Source organism: Enterocloster clostridioformis, from assembly GCF_020297485.1.
Lineage (GTDB): Bacteria > Bacillota > Clostridia > Lachnospirales > Lachnospiraceae > Enterocloster > Enterocloster clostridioformis.
In genome coordinates, this window is the sequence record NZ_JAIWZC010000001.1 from 1,366,415 (window position 1) to 1,384,216 (window position 17,802).

General features: G+C 50.7%; 17 protein-coding genes and 1 pseudogene. 2 read left to right on the forward strand and 16 right to left on the reverse strand.

All coding sequences use genetic code 11. From position 1 onward, the window contains the following. Window positions 1-116: 116 nt before the first annotated feature. Genes aroE through nrdR form a run of 3 tightly spaced genes read right to left on the reverse strand, consistent with a single transcriptional unit; the run spans window position 117 to window position 2,548 of the window. Window positions 117-1,526: a shikimate dehydrogenase gene (gene aroE, locus LA360_RS06765; protein WP_057571606.1), complete on the reverse strand. Its 1,410-nt coding sequence runs from the start codon at window positions 1,524-1,526 to the stop codon at window positions 117-119. Between the two features lie 9 nt (window positions 1,527-1,535). After that, a complete protein-coding gene (locus tag LA360_RS06770; protein WP_112483219.1) occupies window positions 1,536-2,054 on the reverse strand; it encodes a YqeG family HAD IIIA-type phosphatase in 519 nt (172 codons plus the stop codon). Window positions 2,055-2,095: 41 nt separating this feature from the next. Further along, complete coding sequence (nrdR, locus tag LA360_RS06775; protein ID WP_002574232.1) at window positions 2,096-2,548, reverse strand: transcriptional regulator NrdR; 453 nt, start codon at window positions 2,546-2,548, stop codon at window positions 2,096-2,098. 182 nt (window positions 2,549-2,730) lie between these two features. On the opposite strand from nrdR, the gene aroD reads away from it, so the two are divergent. Next, window positions 2,731-3,489: a type I 3-dehydroquinate dehydratase gene (gene aroD / locus LA360_RS06780; protein ID WP_089776305.1), complete on the forward strand. Its 759-nt coding sequence runs from the start codon at window positions 2,731-2,733 to the stop codon at window positions 3,487-3,489. Window positions 3,490-3,699: 210 nt separating this feature from the next. On the opposite strand, the gene LA360_RS06785 is transcribed toward aroD, so the two are convergent. The 11 genes from LA360_RS06785 to LA360_RS06835 form a co-directional block, all read right to left on the reverse strand. After that, the gene (locus LA360_RS06785) at window positions 3,700-3,960 is read right to left on the reverse strand and encodes a YlmC/YmxH family sporulation protein (protein WP_002567117.1); all 261 of its coding nucleotides are present in this window, start codon (window positions 3,958-3,960) and stop codon (window positions 3,700-3,702) included. A 104-nt stretch (window positions 3,961-4,064) separates the two neighbouring features. Next, entirely contained in the window at window positions 4,065-4,928 is an 864-nt protein-coding gene (locus LA360_RS06790; protein WP_022203281.1) for a DUF4190 domain-containing protein, read from the reverse strand. A 198-nt stretch (window positions 4,929-5,126) separates the two neighbouring features. Continuing rightward, entirely contained in the window at window positions 5,127-6,035 is a 909-nt protein-coding gene (locus LA360_RS06795) for a MetQ/NlpA family ABC transporter substrate-binding protein (protein ID WP_022203282.1), read from the reverse strand. A gap of 178 nt (window positions 6,036-6,213) precedes the next feature. Continuing rightward, the gene (locus LA360_RS06800; RefSeq protein ID WP_112483167.1) at window positions 6,214-6,879 is read right to left on the reverse strand and encodes a methionine ABC transporter permease; all 666 of its coding nucleotides are present in this window, start codon (window positions 6,877-6,879) and stop codon (window positions 6,214-6,216) included. 1 nt (window position 6,880) lies between these two features. Beyond that, window positions 6,881-7,897: a methionine ABC transporter ATP-binding protein gene (locus tag LA360_RS06805; protein ID WP_022203283.1), complete on the reverse strand. Its 1,017-nt coding sequence runs from the start codon at window positions 7,895-7,897 to the stop codon at window positions 6,881-6,883. Between the two features lie 437 nt (window positions 7,898-8,334). Continuing rightward, a complete protein-coding gene (locus LA360_RS06810; protein WP_022203284.1) occupies window positions 8,335-9,738 on the reverse strand; it encodes a Sapep family Mn(2+)-dependent dipeptidase in 1,404 nt (467 codons plus the stop codon). A gap of 129 nt (window positions 9,739-9,867) precedes the next feature. Then, entirely contained in the window at window positions 9,868-10,314 is a 447-nt protein-coding gene (locus LA360_RS06815; protein ID WP_112483169.1) for a GatB/YqeY domain-containing protein, read from the reverse strand. Window positions 10,315-10,385: 71 nt separating this feature from the next. Further along, the gene (locus LA360_RS06820; protein WP_057571602.1) at window positions 10,386-11,990 is read right to left on the reverse strand and encodes a peptide chain release factor 3; all 1,605 of its coding nucleotides are present in this window, start codon (window positions 11,988-11,990) and stop codon (window positions 10,386-10,388) included. A gap of 303 nt (window positions 11,991-12,293) precedes the next feature. After that, the gene (locus tag LA360_RS06825) at window positions 12,294-13,211 is read right to left on the reverse strand and encodes a D-ribose ABC transporter substrate-binding protein (RefSeq protein WP_112483171.1); all 918 of its coding nucleotides are present in this window, start codon (window positions 13,209-13,211) and stop codon (window positions 12,294-12,296) included. A 68-nt stretch (window positions 13,212-13,279) separates the two neighbouring features. Continuing rightward, entirely contained in the window at window positions 13,280-14,221 is a 942-nt protein-coding gene (locus LA360_RS06830) for an ABC transporter permease (RefSeq protein WP_057571599.1), read from the reverse strand. Further along, window positions 14,221-15,606, reverse strand: a complete 1,386-nt coding sequence (locus LA360_RS06835) for a sugar ABC transporter ATP-binding protein (protein WP_330411435.1) — start codon at window positions 15,604-15,606, stop codon at window positions 14,221-14,223. Before LA360_RS06835 ends, LA360_RS06830 begins: the two co-directional genes overlap by 1 nt. Window positions 15,607-16,250: 644 nt before the next feature. Here LA360_RS06835 and LA360_RS06840 point away from each other — a divergent pair. Beyond that, window positions 16,251-16,501: pseudogene (locus tag LA360_RS06840) on the forward strand (ATP-binding cassette domain-containing protein); the annotation flags it as partial. A 463-nt stretch (window positions 16,502-16,964) separates the two neighbouring features. Here LA360_RS06840 and LA360_RS06845 read toward each other — a convergent pair. After that, window positions 16,965-17,384 carry a helix-turn-helix domain-containing protein gene (locus LA360_RS06845; RefSeq protein WP_022201020.1) on the reverse strand — a complete coding sequence of 140 codons (420 nt, stop codon included), beginning with the start codon at window positions 17,382-17,384 and terminating at the stop codon, window positions 16,965-16,967. 19 nt (window positions 17,385-17,403) lie between these two features. After that, on the reverse strand, window positions 17,404-17,790 hold the full coding sequence (locus LA360_RS06850) for a metal-dependent transcriptional regulator (RefSeq protein WP_112483173.1): 387 nt from the start codon (window positions 17,788-17,790) through the stop codon (window positions 17,404-17,406). Window positions 17,791-17,802 lie beyond the last annotated feature (12 nt).

The following is a 17,802-nucleotide window of genomic DNA, read 5'->3' on the forward strand; positions in this document are numbered from 1 at the left end:
GAGTTCGTTCATGACGCTTGCCTAAGCGCCCCATAAGTCTTTAATCTTTTATATTCTATACTATGTAGGGAGCATTTTCAAGTTTTTTTTTAACGGCAGTATAAATTTCTCCCTTTTCAGCATGTTTTATCCACTGCCCTGCGGTGAATCTCTTCCACGATATCATCCACGTCCCGACCGTTCACATCCACAATTATATGAGAAGCTTTCAGGTAATAGGGTTTTCTCGACTCCAGAAGGCTTATAATGCGGCCCATCACATCACTGCCGTGAAGCATGGGACGGTCCGACACATCGGCTCCGATTCGTTCCATGACAGTCTCTGGCAGGACATCCAGATATACCACGGTTCCCAGCTGTTTCAAAAGCGCCCTGTTTTCCGCCCTGAGAGGCAGTCCGCCGCCCACGGAAATCACAGACCTGCCGCCCTGCTTCAGCAGCTTTTCCAGCACGCCTGTCTCCAGGCGCCGGAAGGCTTCCTCTCCCCGGGTGGCAAATATATCGGATATGGCCATACCGGCTGCCGCCTCAATCTCCTTGTCCGTGTCAATCATCGGCATCCGGTAGCGTGCTGCGAAATGTTCTCCCACACTGGTCTTTCCCGCTCCCATGAAGCCAATGAGGATCAGGTTCTCTCCCCGGCCCTCCCCGGCCTGTTTTTTTATCAGATAATCTTCTATCATCTGCTTTGCCGCCTTTATGGTCCCGCTGTCCACCCTCACCTGGGGATTCCACAGTTCATAGGCAATCACGCCCTGATATAAAAGCATGTCCAGACCGTTCACCGCCCTTCCTCCTGCTTCCTGTACCATTTTCATGAACCTGGTCCTGGCGGGAGTATAGACAATGTCCACACCGGTATGAATCATCTCATAAAACCGGGGATCATCAATAACGGCATCCTCCACATGGGGATGCATGCCAACGCTGGTGGACTGTACGGCCAGATATCCGCCTTTTCTGGCAGGAAGCTTCCTGTATCCCTTCAGAGGCAGGGCCTCCGCCAGACCGCTGCCTGTCAGTGTGTTGATGCAGTCTGCCAGCTCCCTGGCCCTGGTTTCATTCCGGTTGAGGATGTGGATGTCTGCAGCCCCGCCCTTTGCCAGCACATAGGCTGCAGCCTTGGCCGCACCTCCGGCCCCAATGAGTAAACAATGTTCTCCTTCTGTCCGGATACCGGCTTGCGCAAGGGCCCGCTTAAGGCCCGCGCCATCCGTATTATAGCCCTTATAGCCCGCAGCTGTCCTGACCAGTGTATTGACTGCCCCGATGGCCCTGGCATCCTCATCCAGTTCAGACAGAAACTCCATAACCCGCTGTTTATAGGGAACCGTTACATTCATCCCCAGTATATTCAGGGCATAGGCCCCCTTTACCGCGTCCCCAACCCTGTCTTCCTCCACTTTAAAAGGAACGTAGGCTAAGTTCACCCCTGTTCTCTGCGCAAAAAAATTATGCATCATGGGTGACATGGAATGTTCCACCGGATTTGCAATCAGCCCGCATACTCTTGTCTTTCCGTCCATTATCTCACTTTACTCCCTGTCTTGGTTTATGTCTCTGGCATGTTTTTTATAAAAATACAGCACCGGCTTTTCCAGGTAACGCTTCAGCACTATCTGTATCTCTTCCCTGGGGTCCATGGGCCTTACCAGGATACTGTAGATGCCGGCCCTGTTGGCACCGTACACATCCGTAAACAGCTGGTCCCCCACAAAGAGGGTATGATTCCTGTCCGTCCCCATAAGCTCCATGGCCTTCTCATATCCCCTGACTTCCGGCTTGCCTGCCTTATGGATATAGCAGGAACCCACCAAATCCGCAAAGGGCTTTACCCTGGGCTCCTTATTGTTGGATAGAAGACATGTCTTCATTCCCATGGCGCGAAGCCGCTCAAAGAGTTCCACTGCCTGTCCGTCTGCCGGCGCGTCATGGGGCACCAGGGTATTATCAATGTCAAAAATCACGCCCTGCATTCCCTGTGCATGATAATAATCAAACGGTATCACATAGGTGGATACCTCGTAACGGCGGGGATAAAACATTTCCAGCATGTTTATAAGTATTCCTTCCAAATCTATTTTCTTCAGCAACTTTACTTTTTCAGCAATTTTCCAATCTCGTCTATGAACGTATTCACATCCTTGAATTCACGGTAGACAGAGGCAAAACGCACATACGCCACCTCGTCCAGGTCCTTAAGCTTTCCCATCACCAGCTCTCCGATGGCGGAGGTGGGCACTTCCTTCTCCTCCATGTTAAAAATCTGGTTTTCAATCTCATCAATCATGGAATTAATCTGCTGGGGTGATACCGGGCGTTTATGGCAGGAGTGGATGATTCCCGCTTCAATCTTGGAACGGTCATACGTCTCCCTGGAATTATCCTTCTTTATTACCATTAACGGCATGGTCTCCAGCTTCTCATAGGTGGTAAAGCGCTTACCGCAGCGCTCACACTGGCGGCGCCTGCGTATGGAGCTGTTGTCATCTGCCGGACGGGAATCTATGACCTTGGTGTCTGCTTCATTACAATAGGGGCATTTCATCTGGGTTACCCTTCCTTTCTTTTTTCACGCATCGTCTTAAACGCTTCATATATTTTAACCGAAGAAAGTATGAATCGCAAGGACTTTGTTCTTTTTTCATTACGGTATGGACGAAATCCCCTCTCCGCTTTATAATGAATCCAGACAAATCCAAAAAGATTACAGGAAAGGTGCTCTTTATCATGAAAAATGTTATTATAAAACAAACTGTACTTGGACAGGGAATGCCGAAAATATGCGCCCCGCTGGTGGAAAAGGATTACGAATCCCTGATTCACCAGGCAGAATCCTTCACGGAGCAGCCTGTGGATGTGGCTGAATGGAGAGCGGACTGGTTTGACTCCATACTGGAGCCGGACATCCTGGACCAGGTCCTTCCCGGTCTGGAGTCTGCCCTGAAAGACATTCCCCTGCTCTTTACCTTCCGCACCCAAAGGGAGGGCGGCCATGTGCCCGCTCCGCTCCCGGCGTACCGCTCCCTGGTGGAACAGGCCATCTGCTCCGGCCATGTACATCTGGTGGATTTGGAACTTTTTTCCGGTGACGATATGGTACGTGAGACAGTGGAACTGGCCCGCAGACACCAGGTACGCGTCATCCTGTCCAATCATGATTTTGCGGCCACTCCAAAAGAGGATGATATTCTCCGCCGCCTGCATCACATGGAGGAATTGGGGGCAGACATAGCCAAGATTGCGGTCATGCCCCGGTCAGCCCGCGATGTGCTGACCCTTCTTTCAGCCACAGACAAGGCCAGCCAGTCCCTGTCCTGCCCGGTCGTAACCATGTCCATGAAGGGCACCGGGCTCATAAGCCGTCTTTCAGGGGAGGTATTCGGCTCCTGCCTCACCTTTGGCTCTGTAAAAGAAGCCTCTGCACCGGGCCAGATTGAAGCGGGAAAGCTGAAGGACATCCTGACAGCCATCCACGAAAACCTGTGACCATTTTATGGTACCCTTCACAGATTTTTCACATTTCCACCATAAAACCTTCACAATTCATTTGTATAGTTAGACTTGCAAAAAGCAAATGCTTTTTATACAACTTTTTCTCACAAACCGGCCGGCAGGGGAAACCCTGGCGGCCACTCCTCTGTCCCGCGCGCTGAAAAAAGCGCGAATCCCGCTGGAATCCGCGCTGTATGTTTCTTTTCAGCATTTAATGCTTTCCGTCACATCTTTTTCTTTAATGTCCACCAGTATAATATCGTTTCCCACCTGGCAGATGTCACAGAACGGTATCACATATTCCTTCTCCCGTCCCAAAAAACCGCATATGCAGCCTGGTCCGGGCACAATCAGGGCCAGCAGACAGCCCGTTTCCATGTCGAAATCCACATCTCCCACAAATCCAAGGCGCTTGCAGGTCTTTACATTAATCACTTCTTTTTGTTTAAGGTCGTAAATCCTCACGGTCCACAGCCTCCCGGCCTCTCTTGCTACCTACTATATGCCGGACACCGTCCCATTAAAACCTGATTTTATATCAATTCGGTTTCCATCCATTAAACAACCAATCAATTCAGTTCCGGTATGACAGCGAGCACCTCAATCGCAGCAAAGAAGATGATGACAAGCACGGTGACAGCAATACCGATAATGGAGAGTATCAGTCCGGCCCTTGCCTGACCGTCCATTTTGTCTCCTTTTTTTGACATAATGGCAAATATGATGCCGAGTACGCCGAACACAATGCCGAACAGCATACAGCAGCAGATACTGCACAGAGAAAGAATCCCCATGACCAGAGCTGCCGTTGCCATATTATTCTTTTCCTGGTACACAGGCGGGTAAGACTGGTATTGGGTCTGGTATTGGCTGCTCCCGCCCGGCTGGTTCTGATTTGTCACTGGCAGCCTCTGTCCTGTTTCCGGCTGGCCCTGGCCTGCACCCGGCTGGCCCTGGCCTGTTTCCGGCTGCGTCTGCCCCGCCTCCGGCTGGCTTTGGCCGTAAGAAGGCGGGGCCGGCTTATATAACGGCCGGCTGTCATTTGCGCTGGCGCCATTATTCTTTCCCGGGGCATATTCCGGCCCGGATTGGGTTGGTTCCCAGGGACTTCCCAGATAAGGTTTATCCCCTGTATCGCTCCATCTGTCCTCCCGTGGGGGTGCATCCATGGGGCTGCTCCATCCATCGGATCCATCCTGGATGGCGCTATTTTGCCCCGCGGTTCCCCAGCCCGCGGTTCCCCGCTCCGGCCCGCTTTGCCCCGGTTCTCCCAGATCCGCTGCATCCTGGCCGCCAGACGCCTGGCTGACATCCCCATCTGTCACCTCCCGGGCCGGCTGTTCCGCCACAATCACTGGTTCCCTGTTATCTGTATGATAATCCGGACCCTGGCCTTCTCCGGCTCCATATCCGTTTTCTTTTTCGTTTTCCATGGACTATCTCCTCTCTCAAGCCCCTGCGGCTGCGTCAATGTATCCGAATACAGGACACACTTTTGGGAAAGTATAACATATTTTGTAAAATAAAACAATCCGCCAGGGTATATCCCCGGCGGACAGCCTCTTACGATTTTATGAATAACTGTATTTTATCTTGAAAGAGTTTGATTGAAAGCTGCCTGCAAACACGCGTTAGAACAGCGGCACTACAGCGCCTTCATATGTCTCCTCCATGAATTGCTTTACCTCAGGGCTGGTCAATGCTTCCACCAGAGCCTTGGTGGCATCGCTGGATTCTTCTCCCTCTCTCACTGCCACTACATTGCCGTAGGTGGTAGCCGCCAGGGATTGGGAATCCTCAGTAGCCAGGGCGTCGCTGACTTTGAGCCCTGCTTCAATTGCATAGTTGCCGTTGATAACCGCGATATCGCCGTCAGAAATGGAACGTGGAAGCTGTGCTGCCTCCAACTCTACGATATCCAGGTTCTTGGTGTTCTCCACAATGTCATTCTTAGTAGCCTCCAGACCAACACCGTCTTTCAGTTTAATCAGCCCCTGTGCCTCCAGCAGAAGAAGGGCTCTTGCCTCATTGCTCACATCGTTTGGCACCAGTACGGTCGCCTTGTCCGGTAGTTCTTCCAGGGATGCTGTCTTGCCTGCATAAATACCGAATGGCTCATAGTGGATGGCGCCTGCGCTGACCAGATTTGTTCCGTTCTGCTCATTAAAGGAATCCAGATATGGCTTGTGCTGGAAATAGTTGGCGTCCAGGTCGCCGGAATCCAGCGCATTGTTGGGCTGCACGTAATCTGTGTATTCCACAATCTTCAGCTCGTAGCCCTTGGATGCCAGAACTTCCTTAGCCGCATTGAGGATTTCCGCATGCGGCGCAGGGCTTGCTCCTACCACGATTTCCTTCAGTTCTGCACTGGCCTGCGTGGTCTCCGCCTCTGCGGCCGTGGTATCCTCTGCCCTGGAATCAGCAGCCCGCGTCTCAGTAGCTGCTGCCGTGGTCTCCTTTGGGCTGCCGGAGCATGCGCTAAGCGCTCCCGATGCCAGTATGGCTGCCAGTACGGCTGCCCCTAAGATGTTTTTCTTCATAATTGTGTCCTCCTCGCTTTGGGGCTCTGCCCCTGTTATTTTCGCCATATTCAGGCATTTATCATCAGCTCAGGCTGCACACCCTTCTTCATATGACGGTCATATACATTCTTCCGCCATTGTCAGGAAACGGACAGCCTCAGCGGATTCTCTTCCCGGCTTCACTTCCCGGACCTTCCTACCGGATTCTCTTATCGCTCTTTCTGGACATACGCATGGCGACCTCCTGGATCAGCTGCACAATAATGACCAGAAGCACCACGGTCACCATCATCATATCGGTCTGGTAACGGTGGTATCCGTAACGGATGGCGATATCGCCCAGTCCGCCTCCTCCGGTAAATCCTGCCATGGCAGAGTATCCGAGAATCGTGGTCACGGATATGGCCGCACCCACCAGCAGGGACGGCTTGGCCTCCGGCAGCAGCACCTTGACGATAATCTGCCAGGTGGATGCGCCCATGGACTTGGCTGCTTCGATGACGCCCGCGTCCACTTCCTTCAGGGAAGACTCCACCATACGCCCGATGTATGGGGATGCGGCAATAATCAGAGGCACCACCGTGGCATTGGAGCCAATGGTCTTTCCCACAATAAACTTGGTAATGGGCAATACCATGATTAAGAGGATAATAAACGGCACGGAGCGCAGCAGATTGATGATGAGCCCCAGAACCTTGTTAAACAGAGGCACCGGGCTGATGCCCTCCTTGTCCGTCACCACCATGGCGATTCCCAGGGGAATGCCGATTACATAGGATAAGGCAGAGGACAGGAACACCATGTAGATGGTCTCCCATATTCCTTTTACAAGCATATTTATGGTCGTAGAATCAAATTGCATCTCACCGCACCTCCTCGAACTTTACATTGGCTGTCTTCAGATAATTACAAATCCGGCCGGCATCCGTATCGTCCTCCGGAAGCTGTATGATCATCTGCCCCATGGCCTTGCCTTCAATATCCCTGGTATCCGCATGCATGATATTCACCGGAACCTTGCAGGCCAGCACCATATTGGCAATCACAGGCTCTGAAGACTCCCTTCCGTCAAAAATAATGCGAATCTGGCGGGAATTGCCAAAACTCAGGTTCTGCTCAGCCACATCCCCCAGAATCAGCTGGCGGCCGATATCGGATTTGGGACCGGAAAAGATATCGGACACATTTCCCGCCTCCGCGATGTGGCTGTGGTCTATGATAGCCACTCTGTCGCATATGGCCTCAATGACCGCCATCTCATGGGTAATGGCAATGACGGTAATTCCCATCTCCCGGTTTATCTTCTTGAGCAGTTCCAAAATGGACTTGGTTGTATTGGGATCCAGGGCGCTGGTGGCCTCGTCACACAGAAGAACCTTGGGATTGGTTGCCATGGCCCTGGCAATGGCAACCCTCTGCTTCTGCCCGCCGGAGAGCTGCGCCGGATATGCCTTCATCCGGTCCTCCAGACCCACCAGTGTCAAAAGCTCCTCCGCCCGCTTATTGGCCTCGGCCTTGGATACCCTCGCAATCTCCAGCGGGAAGCATACATTCTGAAGCACGTTTCTCTGGGACAGCAGGTTAAACTGCTGGAAAATCATGCCCATGGACTGCCTGGCCAGACGCTTCTCCCTGTCCTTCATCACAGACAGGTTCTTTCCCTCAAATATAACCTTTCCAGAGGTGGGCACTTCCAGGTAATTGATACACCGCACCAGGGTACTCTTGCCCGCGCCGGACAGGCCGATGATACCGAACACCTCTCCATACCGGATTTCCAAATTGATATCTTCCAGGGCAGTCACCGGACCATTCATGGTCTGAAATTGTTTCCCCAGCCCCACCAGCTGGATGATGGGATTTTCGTTATTTGCTTCCATAGGTTTAATTCCTTTCTTTTGTTCCCGCAGCTCATATCCGCGGTCCCGCACATGCTCACGCCTCATCCGTACTCAGCCACATTACGCCGGACCGCAGCGCCCATGGCAAAATCACCGCAAAAAGGCCGCATGTCCTGCACGGACTTGCGGCCCTGAATCTTTCCCTGCTACCGGGATATCTCCTGATTAATCACAATCCATACAGATAAAACTTACATTCAGTTTTTTGCCCATGCGGATACACAGCACATCATCATATACATGCTGTTCATCATATCCATATTCATCTGCATGGCTCTTAACTGATTCATAAGTTCCTCCTATATTGATTCCTATCAAATCGCTGGGATTTATCTTAGTTAAGAAAATACATCACATGAACCTATTTGTCAAGCACTTTTTCCGGAAACGCCGACGAAATATTTTAATTTCTACTATCAGCTGCACAGCTCCACAATGACCTGTGCAAATATTTTTGCGCTTAAGACAAGCTCGTCCACCACCGCGAACTCGTCGGCTCCATGCATGCGGTTGTCTGTTCCCGGCAGGGCCGCGCCATAAGCAACACCGTTCTTAAGGCTGTGGACATAGGTGCCGCCGCCTGTAGCCTGGCAGCTTCCCTCAAGGCCTGTATAGTCCTCGTATACAGACAACAGTGTCTTTACGAAATGAGAATTTCCGTCCACATGGTGAGGCGGTATCATGGAATCATTTTCCAGTGTAAGCCCATGGTCCGCCATGGCCTGTTTTATCACTCCCAGCACGGATTCTTCCGTGGCGCAGATAGGACACCGGCTGTCAAATACGCCTTCCAGGCCATCGGCTCCAACAGTCAGCATACTGAAGGCAAGGGTCAGATTACCGGACAACTGGTCTTCCATGCTGATACCGGCTGCCTTTCCGCAGGTATCGCCGTGAGGGAACAGCTTTAGCAGGTTCTTTACCATATTCATCTGAGGGCACTCTGCCAGCGGCAGGCGTGTCAGGTATACCAGCAGGCCTGTAAGGGCATTCTTTCCCTCCTGGGGCGTGGATGCGTGGGCGCCCTCTCCCTGTGCAGTGACTGTCATAACCGGCAAATCCCCCTCCAGCACAAAGGAGATCCCTGTTTCCTTTTCCACAGCCTCTGCCGCTGCCTCCAATGTCTTAAGGTCAACGCCTTCCACCACGGCTCTGGCCTTGCCCGGAACCACATTGGCCTTTATTCCGGCTTCCGCCTTCACCAGTCTGGGCATTGCCTCAGAAGCCTGGAAGGATGCATGGAAATGGCCTTCCAGACGGCCCTTTTCAATGTTGATAACCGGGAATTCCGCATCCGGTGAAAAGGTCATGGGCGCTTCATCCTCCTTGTCGTAATAATTTACGATATCAGAGCTTCCGCACTCTTCGTCCGTGCCCAGAATCAGCCTGACGTTCTTATTTAACGGGATATCCAGCTCCTTCACTGCCCTCATTGCATAGAGCGCAGCCACGGCCGGCCCCTTGTCATCAGCGGTACCGCGGCCAAAGAGCTTTCCGTCCTTTACCACCGGCTCAAAGGGCTTTGTCTCAGTCCATCCCTCGCCGGCAGGAACCACGTCCAGGTGGGCCAATATGTCCAGCTGTCTCTCCTTGTCATTGAGGTCGGCTGTTCCCACATAGTTGTCGTAGTTGCGGATGGTAAAACCATACCCCTCTGCCATGTTAAGAGCTGCCTGAAGCGCCTGGAACGGACCTTCCCCGTAAGGCTTGCCCTCCACATAAGGCATCTTCTCACTGTTAATCCGGCACAGCGTGCAGATATCCTCTATCATTTCGTCCCTATGGGAATCAATAAAACCTTCAATCTCTTTCCTATACATCGTAACCGTCTCCTTTTCCTGCGAAGCTTAAGCCCCGCATCCTTTTATTATGCTGCCCCACCCGGCCTGCCGCTCAGCACGCCAAACCGGAAGGTCTGGGGCTGAAAAACCCCCGGTGCCTATCTTACCTTACCGGAACATGGAAGCCAGCGTCTCATTGACCACCTTGCCGTCCGCCTTTCCCCTGACCCTGGGCATCAGGACCTTCATAATGGTTCCCTTATCCTTGGCCGTGGGAGTCCCGATTCCCAGCTCAGACAGAACAGAGGCTATGACTTCCCGAATCTGCTCCACGCTCATGTCTACCGGCGCAAACTCCTTATATACAGCCATCCTGGCGGCTGCCTCTGACCGGATGTCCTCACGGTCCGCCGGTGCCATCTCGTATGTCTCCTGGGTCTGCTTGATTTCCTTCTTGACGACCGCGTTCTCCTCTTCTTCCGTCAAAGGCTCCCTCTTGTTGATTTCCGCATTCTTGAGGGCGGACAGCAGCATGGAAAGGGAATCCTTCCTGGCCTTGTCCTTAGCCTTCATGGCCTCCACCATGGCAGCCCTTACATCATCAATCTTACTCATGATTTTTACCTCCTCGTTATGAGCATTCAGGGACCGTAGTCTGGTCCCGTGGTCCTGTTCCTTGCATGGGATCAGGCTCTTCCGAATTCTGAGAGCTTCAGTGCCGGATTGCGGTCCAATACCATGCCCACGCTCCAGCTGTTGATAAACAGCAGCAGCGGATTGTTCTTTAAGTCCTTAATTCGTTTCATATCAGACGTGCCCTGAATCCTGGCCACATCCACCTCGCCCGGATTCTCCACCCAGCGTATGTGCTCAAAGGGCAGCTTTTCCAGTATGACTTCCACATTATATTCGTTTCGCAGACGGTAGGTCAGCACTTCAAACTGCAGTACGCCCACTACACCTACTATGATTTCCTCCATACCGGAATTAAACTCCTGGAATATCTGGATTGCACCCTCCTGGGCAATCTGGTTCACACCCTTTATGAACTGTTTGCGCTTCATGGTATCCACCTGGCGCACCCTGGCAAAATGCTCCGGCGCAAAGGTGGGTATTCCCTCAAACTGGAACTTCTCATTGGAAGCGCACAGGGTATCGCCGATGGCGAAAATTCCCGGGTCGAATATGCCGATGATATCGCCGGCATATGCCTCCTCCACGATTTTCCGGTCCTGGGCCATGAGCTGCTGGGGCTGGGTCAGACGGATCTTCTTTCCTCCCTGCACATGGTTTACCTCCATGCCTGCCTCGAACTTGCCGGAGCAGATGCGCATGAAAGCAATTCTGTCCCTGTGAGCCTTGTTCATGTTGGCCTGGATTTTAAATACAAAAGCGGAGAAATCAGGGCGGAATGGGTCTATCTTCCCGTCCAGTGTCTTTCTGGAAAGAGGCGGCGTGGTCATTTTAAGGAAATGCTCCAGAAAGGTCTCCACGCCAAAATTGGTCAGGGCCGAACCAAAAAACACAGGGGATAAATCCCCAATCCTGACACGCTCCATATCCAGCTCATCACTGGCCCCGTCAAGGAGTTCGATGTCATCCCTCAGCTGCTGGTGATAGTCCTGTCCGATTAAGGAATCCACATCCGCACAGTCCACGTCAAACTCCTGGCTGTCCACCTCCTTCGCACCGCCCATGGCAGCCGTGAAGGTGGTTATCTTCTTCGAGAACCGGTCGTATACGCCCTTAAAGCTCTTGCCGCAACCAATGGGCCAGTTTACAGGGCATGTGCGGATTCCCAGCACTTCCTCAATCTCGTCCAGAAGCTCGTAAGGGTCCCTGGCCTCCCGGTCAAACTTATTGATAAAAGTAAAGATAGGGATATGACGCATGACGCATACCTTAAACAGCTTGATGGTCTGCGCCTCCACACCCTTTGAACCGTCTATGACCATGACCGCGGAGTCTGCCGCCATCAGGGTACGGTAAGTATCCTCCGAGAAATCCTGGTGTCCCGGTGTGTCCAGGATATTGATACAGAATCCGTCGTAATTAAACTGCATGGCAGAGGAGGTCACCGAGATACCTCTCTCCTTCTCAATCTCCATCCAGTCGGACACAGCATGCTTGGCAGCCTTGCGCCCCTTGACGGTTCCGGCCAGGTTGATGGCGCCGCCGTACAGCAGGAATTTTTCTGTCAGCGTGGTCTTGCCGGCATCGGGGTGGGATATGATTGCAAATGTCCTCCGCTTTTTTATCTCTTCTGTCATCTGGTTATCTATCTGTGACAAGTTATTCGTCCTCCGTTTTCCATTGAGTAAAAGATGGACGTACTTTGGAAGTACGCCCAAAATCATCCAATTTTTATTCTATTATGATTGGAATCATAAGTCAAGGCCTTTGGCTTTTGAATTTCCCTCCTGCGATTTCCCCTCAGTTTTTCCGTCCATTCTATGGAAATCTCTGTAAATTGCCGTTGCTGGCAAGGACTGCTGGCGCGCCATGAATCGTAATATAAAAACAGCAGCGGACCCGCCCCAATCCGAAAATTCCGGTTCTGGCGGGTCCATTTCTCATCTGTCAATCTGTTTCACCTATTTAATCAGCTCCACTTCCACGGGTATGGATTTGTCCACAGTCTCCCCTGCCATGATTTTGACAGCGGTCTCAATAGCTGTCTCCCCCATCTTATCCGGCTTCTGGGCAACCGTGGCCGCCATTTTGCCGTCCTTCACCGCCTTCTGGGCGTCGTCCGTGGCGTCAAATCCCACAATCTTTATGTCCTTTCCGGAAGCGGCAACTGCCTCCACTGCCCCAAGGGCCATCTCGTCATTGTGGGCAAACACACCCTTGATGGCGCCGTCGGACTGAAGGATGTTCTCCATGACCGTCATGCCCTCCGCGCGGTTGAAATTAGCGGTCTGGCTGACAGCCACCTGAAGGGATTTGTCTGCCACCTGATGGAATCCCTCGCCTCTGTCAATGGTGGCCGAGGCCCCCGGCACGCCCTGCAGCTCAGCCACCTTGGCGCCCTCGCCCACAAGCTCCATGAGATACTCTGTTGCCATCCTGGCTCCCGCCACATTGTCCGAGGCAATCTGGCAGTCCACATCCACTCCGTTGACGCCGCGGTCCACCGCAATCACCTTGATTCCCTGGGACATGGCGCTCTTTACCGCCGGGGCCACCGCGTCTGAATCCACCGGGTTGACAATCAGCACGCCCACATTTCTGGACACCAAATCCTCGATGTCGCTGGTCTGCTTGGCAGCGTCGTCTCCCGCGTCCACCACCACCAGCTCCACATTCTTTTCCGACGCGGCCTTCTTGGCTCCTTCCGTCAAGGTCACGAAAAATGGGTTGTTCAGGGTGGAGACAGAGAAACCAATCACGTTTCCGCTGCTTCCTTCCCTGACGTTTTCCTCCCCGTCAATGGTGATGGCGTTGCAGCCGCCCATTGTCATAAGCATTGTGCCAGTTACCATAAGAGCCAGTATTTTCTTAATCTTCACGATCTTTCCCTCCCAAAATTCATATTCTTACATTCATAACAGATTCATGTGTGCAGTTTAACGTATTCCTATCTCTTGCGGTCTGAGAGTACCGCAATCAGGATAACCAGACCTTTGATTACGTCCTGATAGTAGGAAGATACGCCCAGGATGTTAAGGCCGTTGTTCAGCACCGCGATAATCAGTACGCCAATCAGGGTTCCGTAGATTTTTCCTCTGCCGCCGCTCATGCTGGTGCCTCCCAGGGCCACCGCGGCGATGGCGTCCAGCTCATAGCCGCTTCCCAGGGTGGGCTGCGCGGATCCCAGTCTGGAGAGCAGAATCAGGCCGGATAATGCTGCCATGGTACCGGAAATGGCATAGGCGATGATTTTTGTCCTGTGTATGTTCACGCCGGCCAGCTTGGCTGATTTCCAGTTGCTTCCGGTCGCGTAAATCCTGCGCCCGAAGGTGGTCTTATTTAACAGGAAATAAAAGAGCAGGAACAGGAGTATCAGAAGGATAACCGGAATCGGGACGCCGTAGAACTTTCCCTTTCCAACCACCTTCAGGATAAAGCTGTCTCCCAGATTGGAGATTGGCTTACCGTTGGTGTATATCATGGTCAGGCCGCGGTATACCGTCATGGTAATCAGGGTTGCGATAAAGGGCTGAAGACGTCCCTTGGTGACCATAACGCCGCTGATCACGCCCATGGCGCATCCAAGGACCAACGCCAGAATCATGGCCAGGCCGGCCGGCACTCCGGCCGTAATCATCCCGGCGCACAGAGCCGTGCTGAGGGCCAGCACAGAGCCCACGGATAAGTCAATGGCATCCGTCAGGATGACAAAGGTCATGCCGAAGGCAATGAGTCCGTTGATGGAGGACTGGCGCAGCAGGGACAGGAAATTGGCCCCGGTGCGGAAACTTGGGCTGGCAATGCTGATGCCTGCCATCAGCAGGATAAGGGCGATGAGCGCCCCGAAATCCTGGGTGTAATTGATGACTTTATTCTTATTTTCATTCATTATATGGTACCTCCCGTAGCCAATGTCATTATCTTCTCCTGGTCAGCCTCACCCTGATTGATGATTCCCCTGACCATACCTTCGCGCACCACCATAATCCGGTCGCTCATTCCCAATACCTCCGGCAGCTCAGAGGACACCATGATAATGGCGACCCCCTTTTCGGCCAGCTGGTTTATGATGCTGTATATCTCCTTCTTGGCGCCGATGTCCACGCCTCTTGTGGGCTCATCCAGAATCAGTATTCTGGGTTCTGTGTAAATCCATTTTGCGAATACCACCTTCTGCTGGTTGCCGCCGCTTAAGTTCACGCACTCGTGTCCGGGCCCGAAACACCTGATATGAAGCTCCTCTATGGCCTTTGTGACCAGCCCTTTTTCCTTCTCCCTGCTGATTACCACCCTGCCCTTGCCTGAGATACGCCCCAGATTGGTCAGGGATACATTTTTCTCAATGCTCTCCTCCAGCAGAAGTCCCTCTGTCTTGCGGTCCTCTGTTATAAATCCGATTCCATGCTCAATGGCCTGCAGCGGATTCTTAATCACCGCCTGCTTTCCGCCGATGAAAATGCTGCCCCTGTCATAGGACAGGTTTCCGAAAATAGCCTGCATGATTTCCGTGCGCCCCGCTCCCATCAGTCCGGATACTCCCAGGACCTCACCGGCCTTTACGGAGAAATTCACATCGTGGAACACCCCCTCCTTTGTGAGGTCCTCCACCCGGAACACCTCGCTGCCGATGGCGCAGTCACGTTTTGGATACCGCTCGCCGATTTCACGGCCAATCATCATTTTGACGATTTCATTCATATTAGTTTCCGGAATCTTCTTTGTGCCTATGTATGTGCCGTCCCTGAGAACGGAGATGCGGTCGCAAAGCTCAAAAATCTCCTCCATGCGGTGGGATATATAGACGATGGACACTCCCTTTTTCCTCAGGGACTGCATCACCTCAAACAACACCTCTGTCTCGCTCTGGGTAAGAGCTGCCGTGGGTTCATCCATGATGATGACCTTTGCATCCACCATCAATGCCTTACAAATTTCTATCATCTGCTGCTGGCCCACGGAAAGCCCAGACATTACCTTGTCCGTGGGGATGCTGACTCCCAGACGTTTTAAGGTTTCCTCTGCCTTTGCCCTCATGGCCTTCCGGTCACATATTCCAAATCCCTTTTTGATTTCCTTGCCCAGGAAAAGGTTTTCCTCAACCGTCAGGTCGAACAGTACGTTCAGCTCCTGCTGGATAAAGACAATGCCTGCCTTTTCCGCTTCCTGGGGATTTTTGTAGGTCACTTCTTTTCCGTCCACAATGACGGTGCCCCCGTCGCGGGTGTAGACGCCGGTCAGAATTTTCATCAGCGTGGACTTGCCTGTCTGTGTCAAGTAAGAACCAAAAAAATTATAACAATATTCCTAAAAAAACACAGCTAATAAGCAAGCTCTATTGCTGATTAGTTCTATTTTTTTAATGGTACACCGCACCATAGACTGGTGCGGCTGCATATTATCTCACCCCTTGTACCATGGGAGCATGTAGATTAGGTATAACCGCAACCTTCCTGACACTTTACAGCACCCCTACTCACTGTTCATGCCTCCAGCGCTACCTGGACCGCGATTCTAATATTACGGAGGTATCATTATCATTCTGGGTTTTAGACCGCTGGTTATATGGTCCAAGAAAAAGTGCCGCTCATACCTTTACTTCTTCTATTACGATTCCTGACATTTACCTTGTAGTTATATTCAAGGCAGGTATATCGTGGCGTAGCTCATTGCCTTCTCTTCATGCTTTTAAGCATGTCCAAAATGTTTAGTATCTCAAAAGATGAATTCCAACATGTCATTTATGTCATAAAAAAGTCAGAATGCATCTACCATGCTGATATTCTATTGTCAAGGTACAAACCTGAATTATCCAATTCAGTAACCACATCAGTTATACATAACTAAATCATTTGATGTGTATGAATCTATTCTACGATGATTTTCTCTTTTTATCCATTGACTGACAGTCCATTGACCCCGAAAAATTTATGAAGAAAATTTCTGTGGTATTTCAGGAGGTTTATTTATTTCAGGATACGATTGCAAACAATATACGCTATGGAAAAAATGCCACTCATGAAGAAATTGAACAGGCAACAAAATTGGCAAACTGCTACAATTTTATTATGGAGCAGCGAGGGGTGGTTCTACTTTATCCGGTGGTGAAAAGCAACATATTTCTATTGGAAGAGCCATGCTGAAAAATGCGGCTGTTGTATTGCTTGACGAAAGACTTTTATACACGATTAAAATGATAATCATAAACTAAAATATAAATATCCCTGATTGATCTTGTATTGTCAATCAGGGATATTCCTGCATACTTCTCTTATTTTGCAATTTCATTTTGGTTAGTGGTTAGCAGCCCCTCCATGGTTTGTATTACGTAAATATTTTCACGTTTCATGTGACTTTTTCTATGTTTTACTAGTTCATGGTAATTATATGTTGATACGGAAATAAAATTACAAAACCAGTCCAAACTGTCCCAGCATAGAGCCAGCATCGAATCTAGTTTGTATTTTAACATATGAAAGGTGATATCGCAAATTAATACAGGGGGCAGTAATACATAAATTTACATAGAGGGAGCGTACGGAGACCGTTTTGCTTCTTTTATGCATGAATAAGGGGAGCTGCAGTTCCATAACTGATTTCTCAACTATTTTGCAACAGCCCCATCAACTTGCAATTTAAACGGTTCTTCTGGCTTCATATGCTGGATAATTATGATGTGTATTTCTCTTATGATTCCCAGCACTACTCTTTTCGTGGTTTCTTATGATATCCATATTGTTTTTTATTGTTTCTACAGTATTTAATAAAAATTCCATCTCCACTTCCGAGCATTCTTTTAATATTGATAATAGACGCAACACTAAATCGGAATGTCTTTCGCTCTTTTCTGTTTCCGTTATCATAATGGGGACTGCATTTAACGCGTACAAAATTTTGCTATATGTTTTCATGCCAATCATTCTGGAGCCACTCTCCACTTTGCTTAAGTGGCTTAACGAAATTTCAGCTGACTCAGCTAATTCTTCCTGTGTCATATCTCTTTCCTCGCGCAGCCTTTTAATTTCTTCTGCTATGGAATAAACCTGGTGTATCATACGTTCTGTTCTCCTCTAATCAATGTGTGTTTTCATCTTCCTCTTTTCTTAACAGATGTCTTTTTAGTTTCTGGAATGTCTCATCACTGATTGCATGTTCCAGCCGGCAAGCCTCTTCTTCCGCAATGGCAGGGTCGATTCCGGCATCAATAAGCTGATTCGTAAAGAATTGGTGACGCTCAAATATTGTTTCAGCTATTTCACGGCCCGTAACGGTTAAATGAAGATAGCCGTCAGTGTCCGTTGTCAAATAACCGCCATTACGTAGAACCGTCACTGCATGGCTGATGCTGGGTTTGGCATACCCCATGTGTCGGGCGAGAGCAACCGAGCGTACCATACCTTTTTGCTTTTGCAGAATTAACACCGCTTCCAGGTAATTCTCTCCTGATTCATGAAGTTTCAGCGCTGCATCACC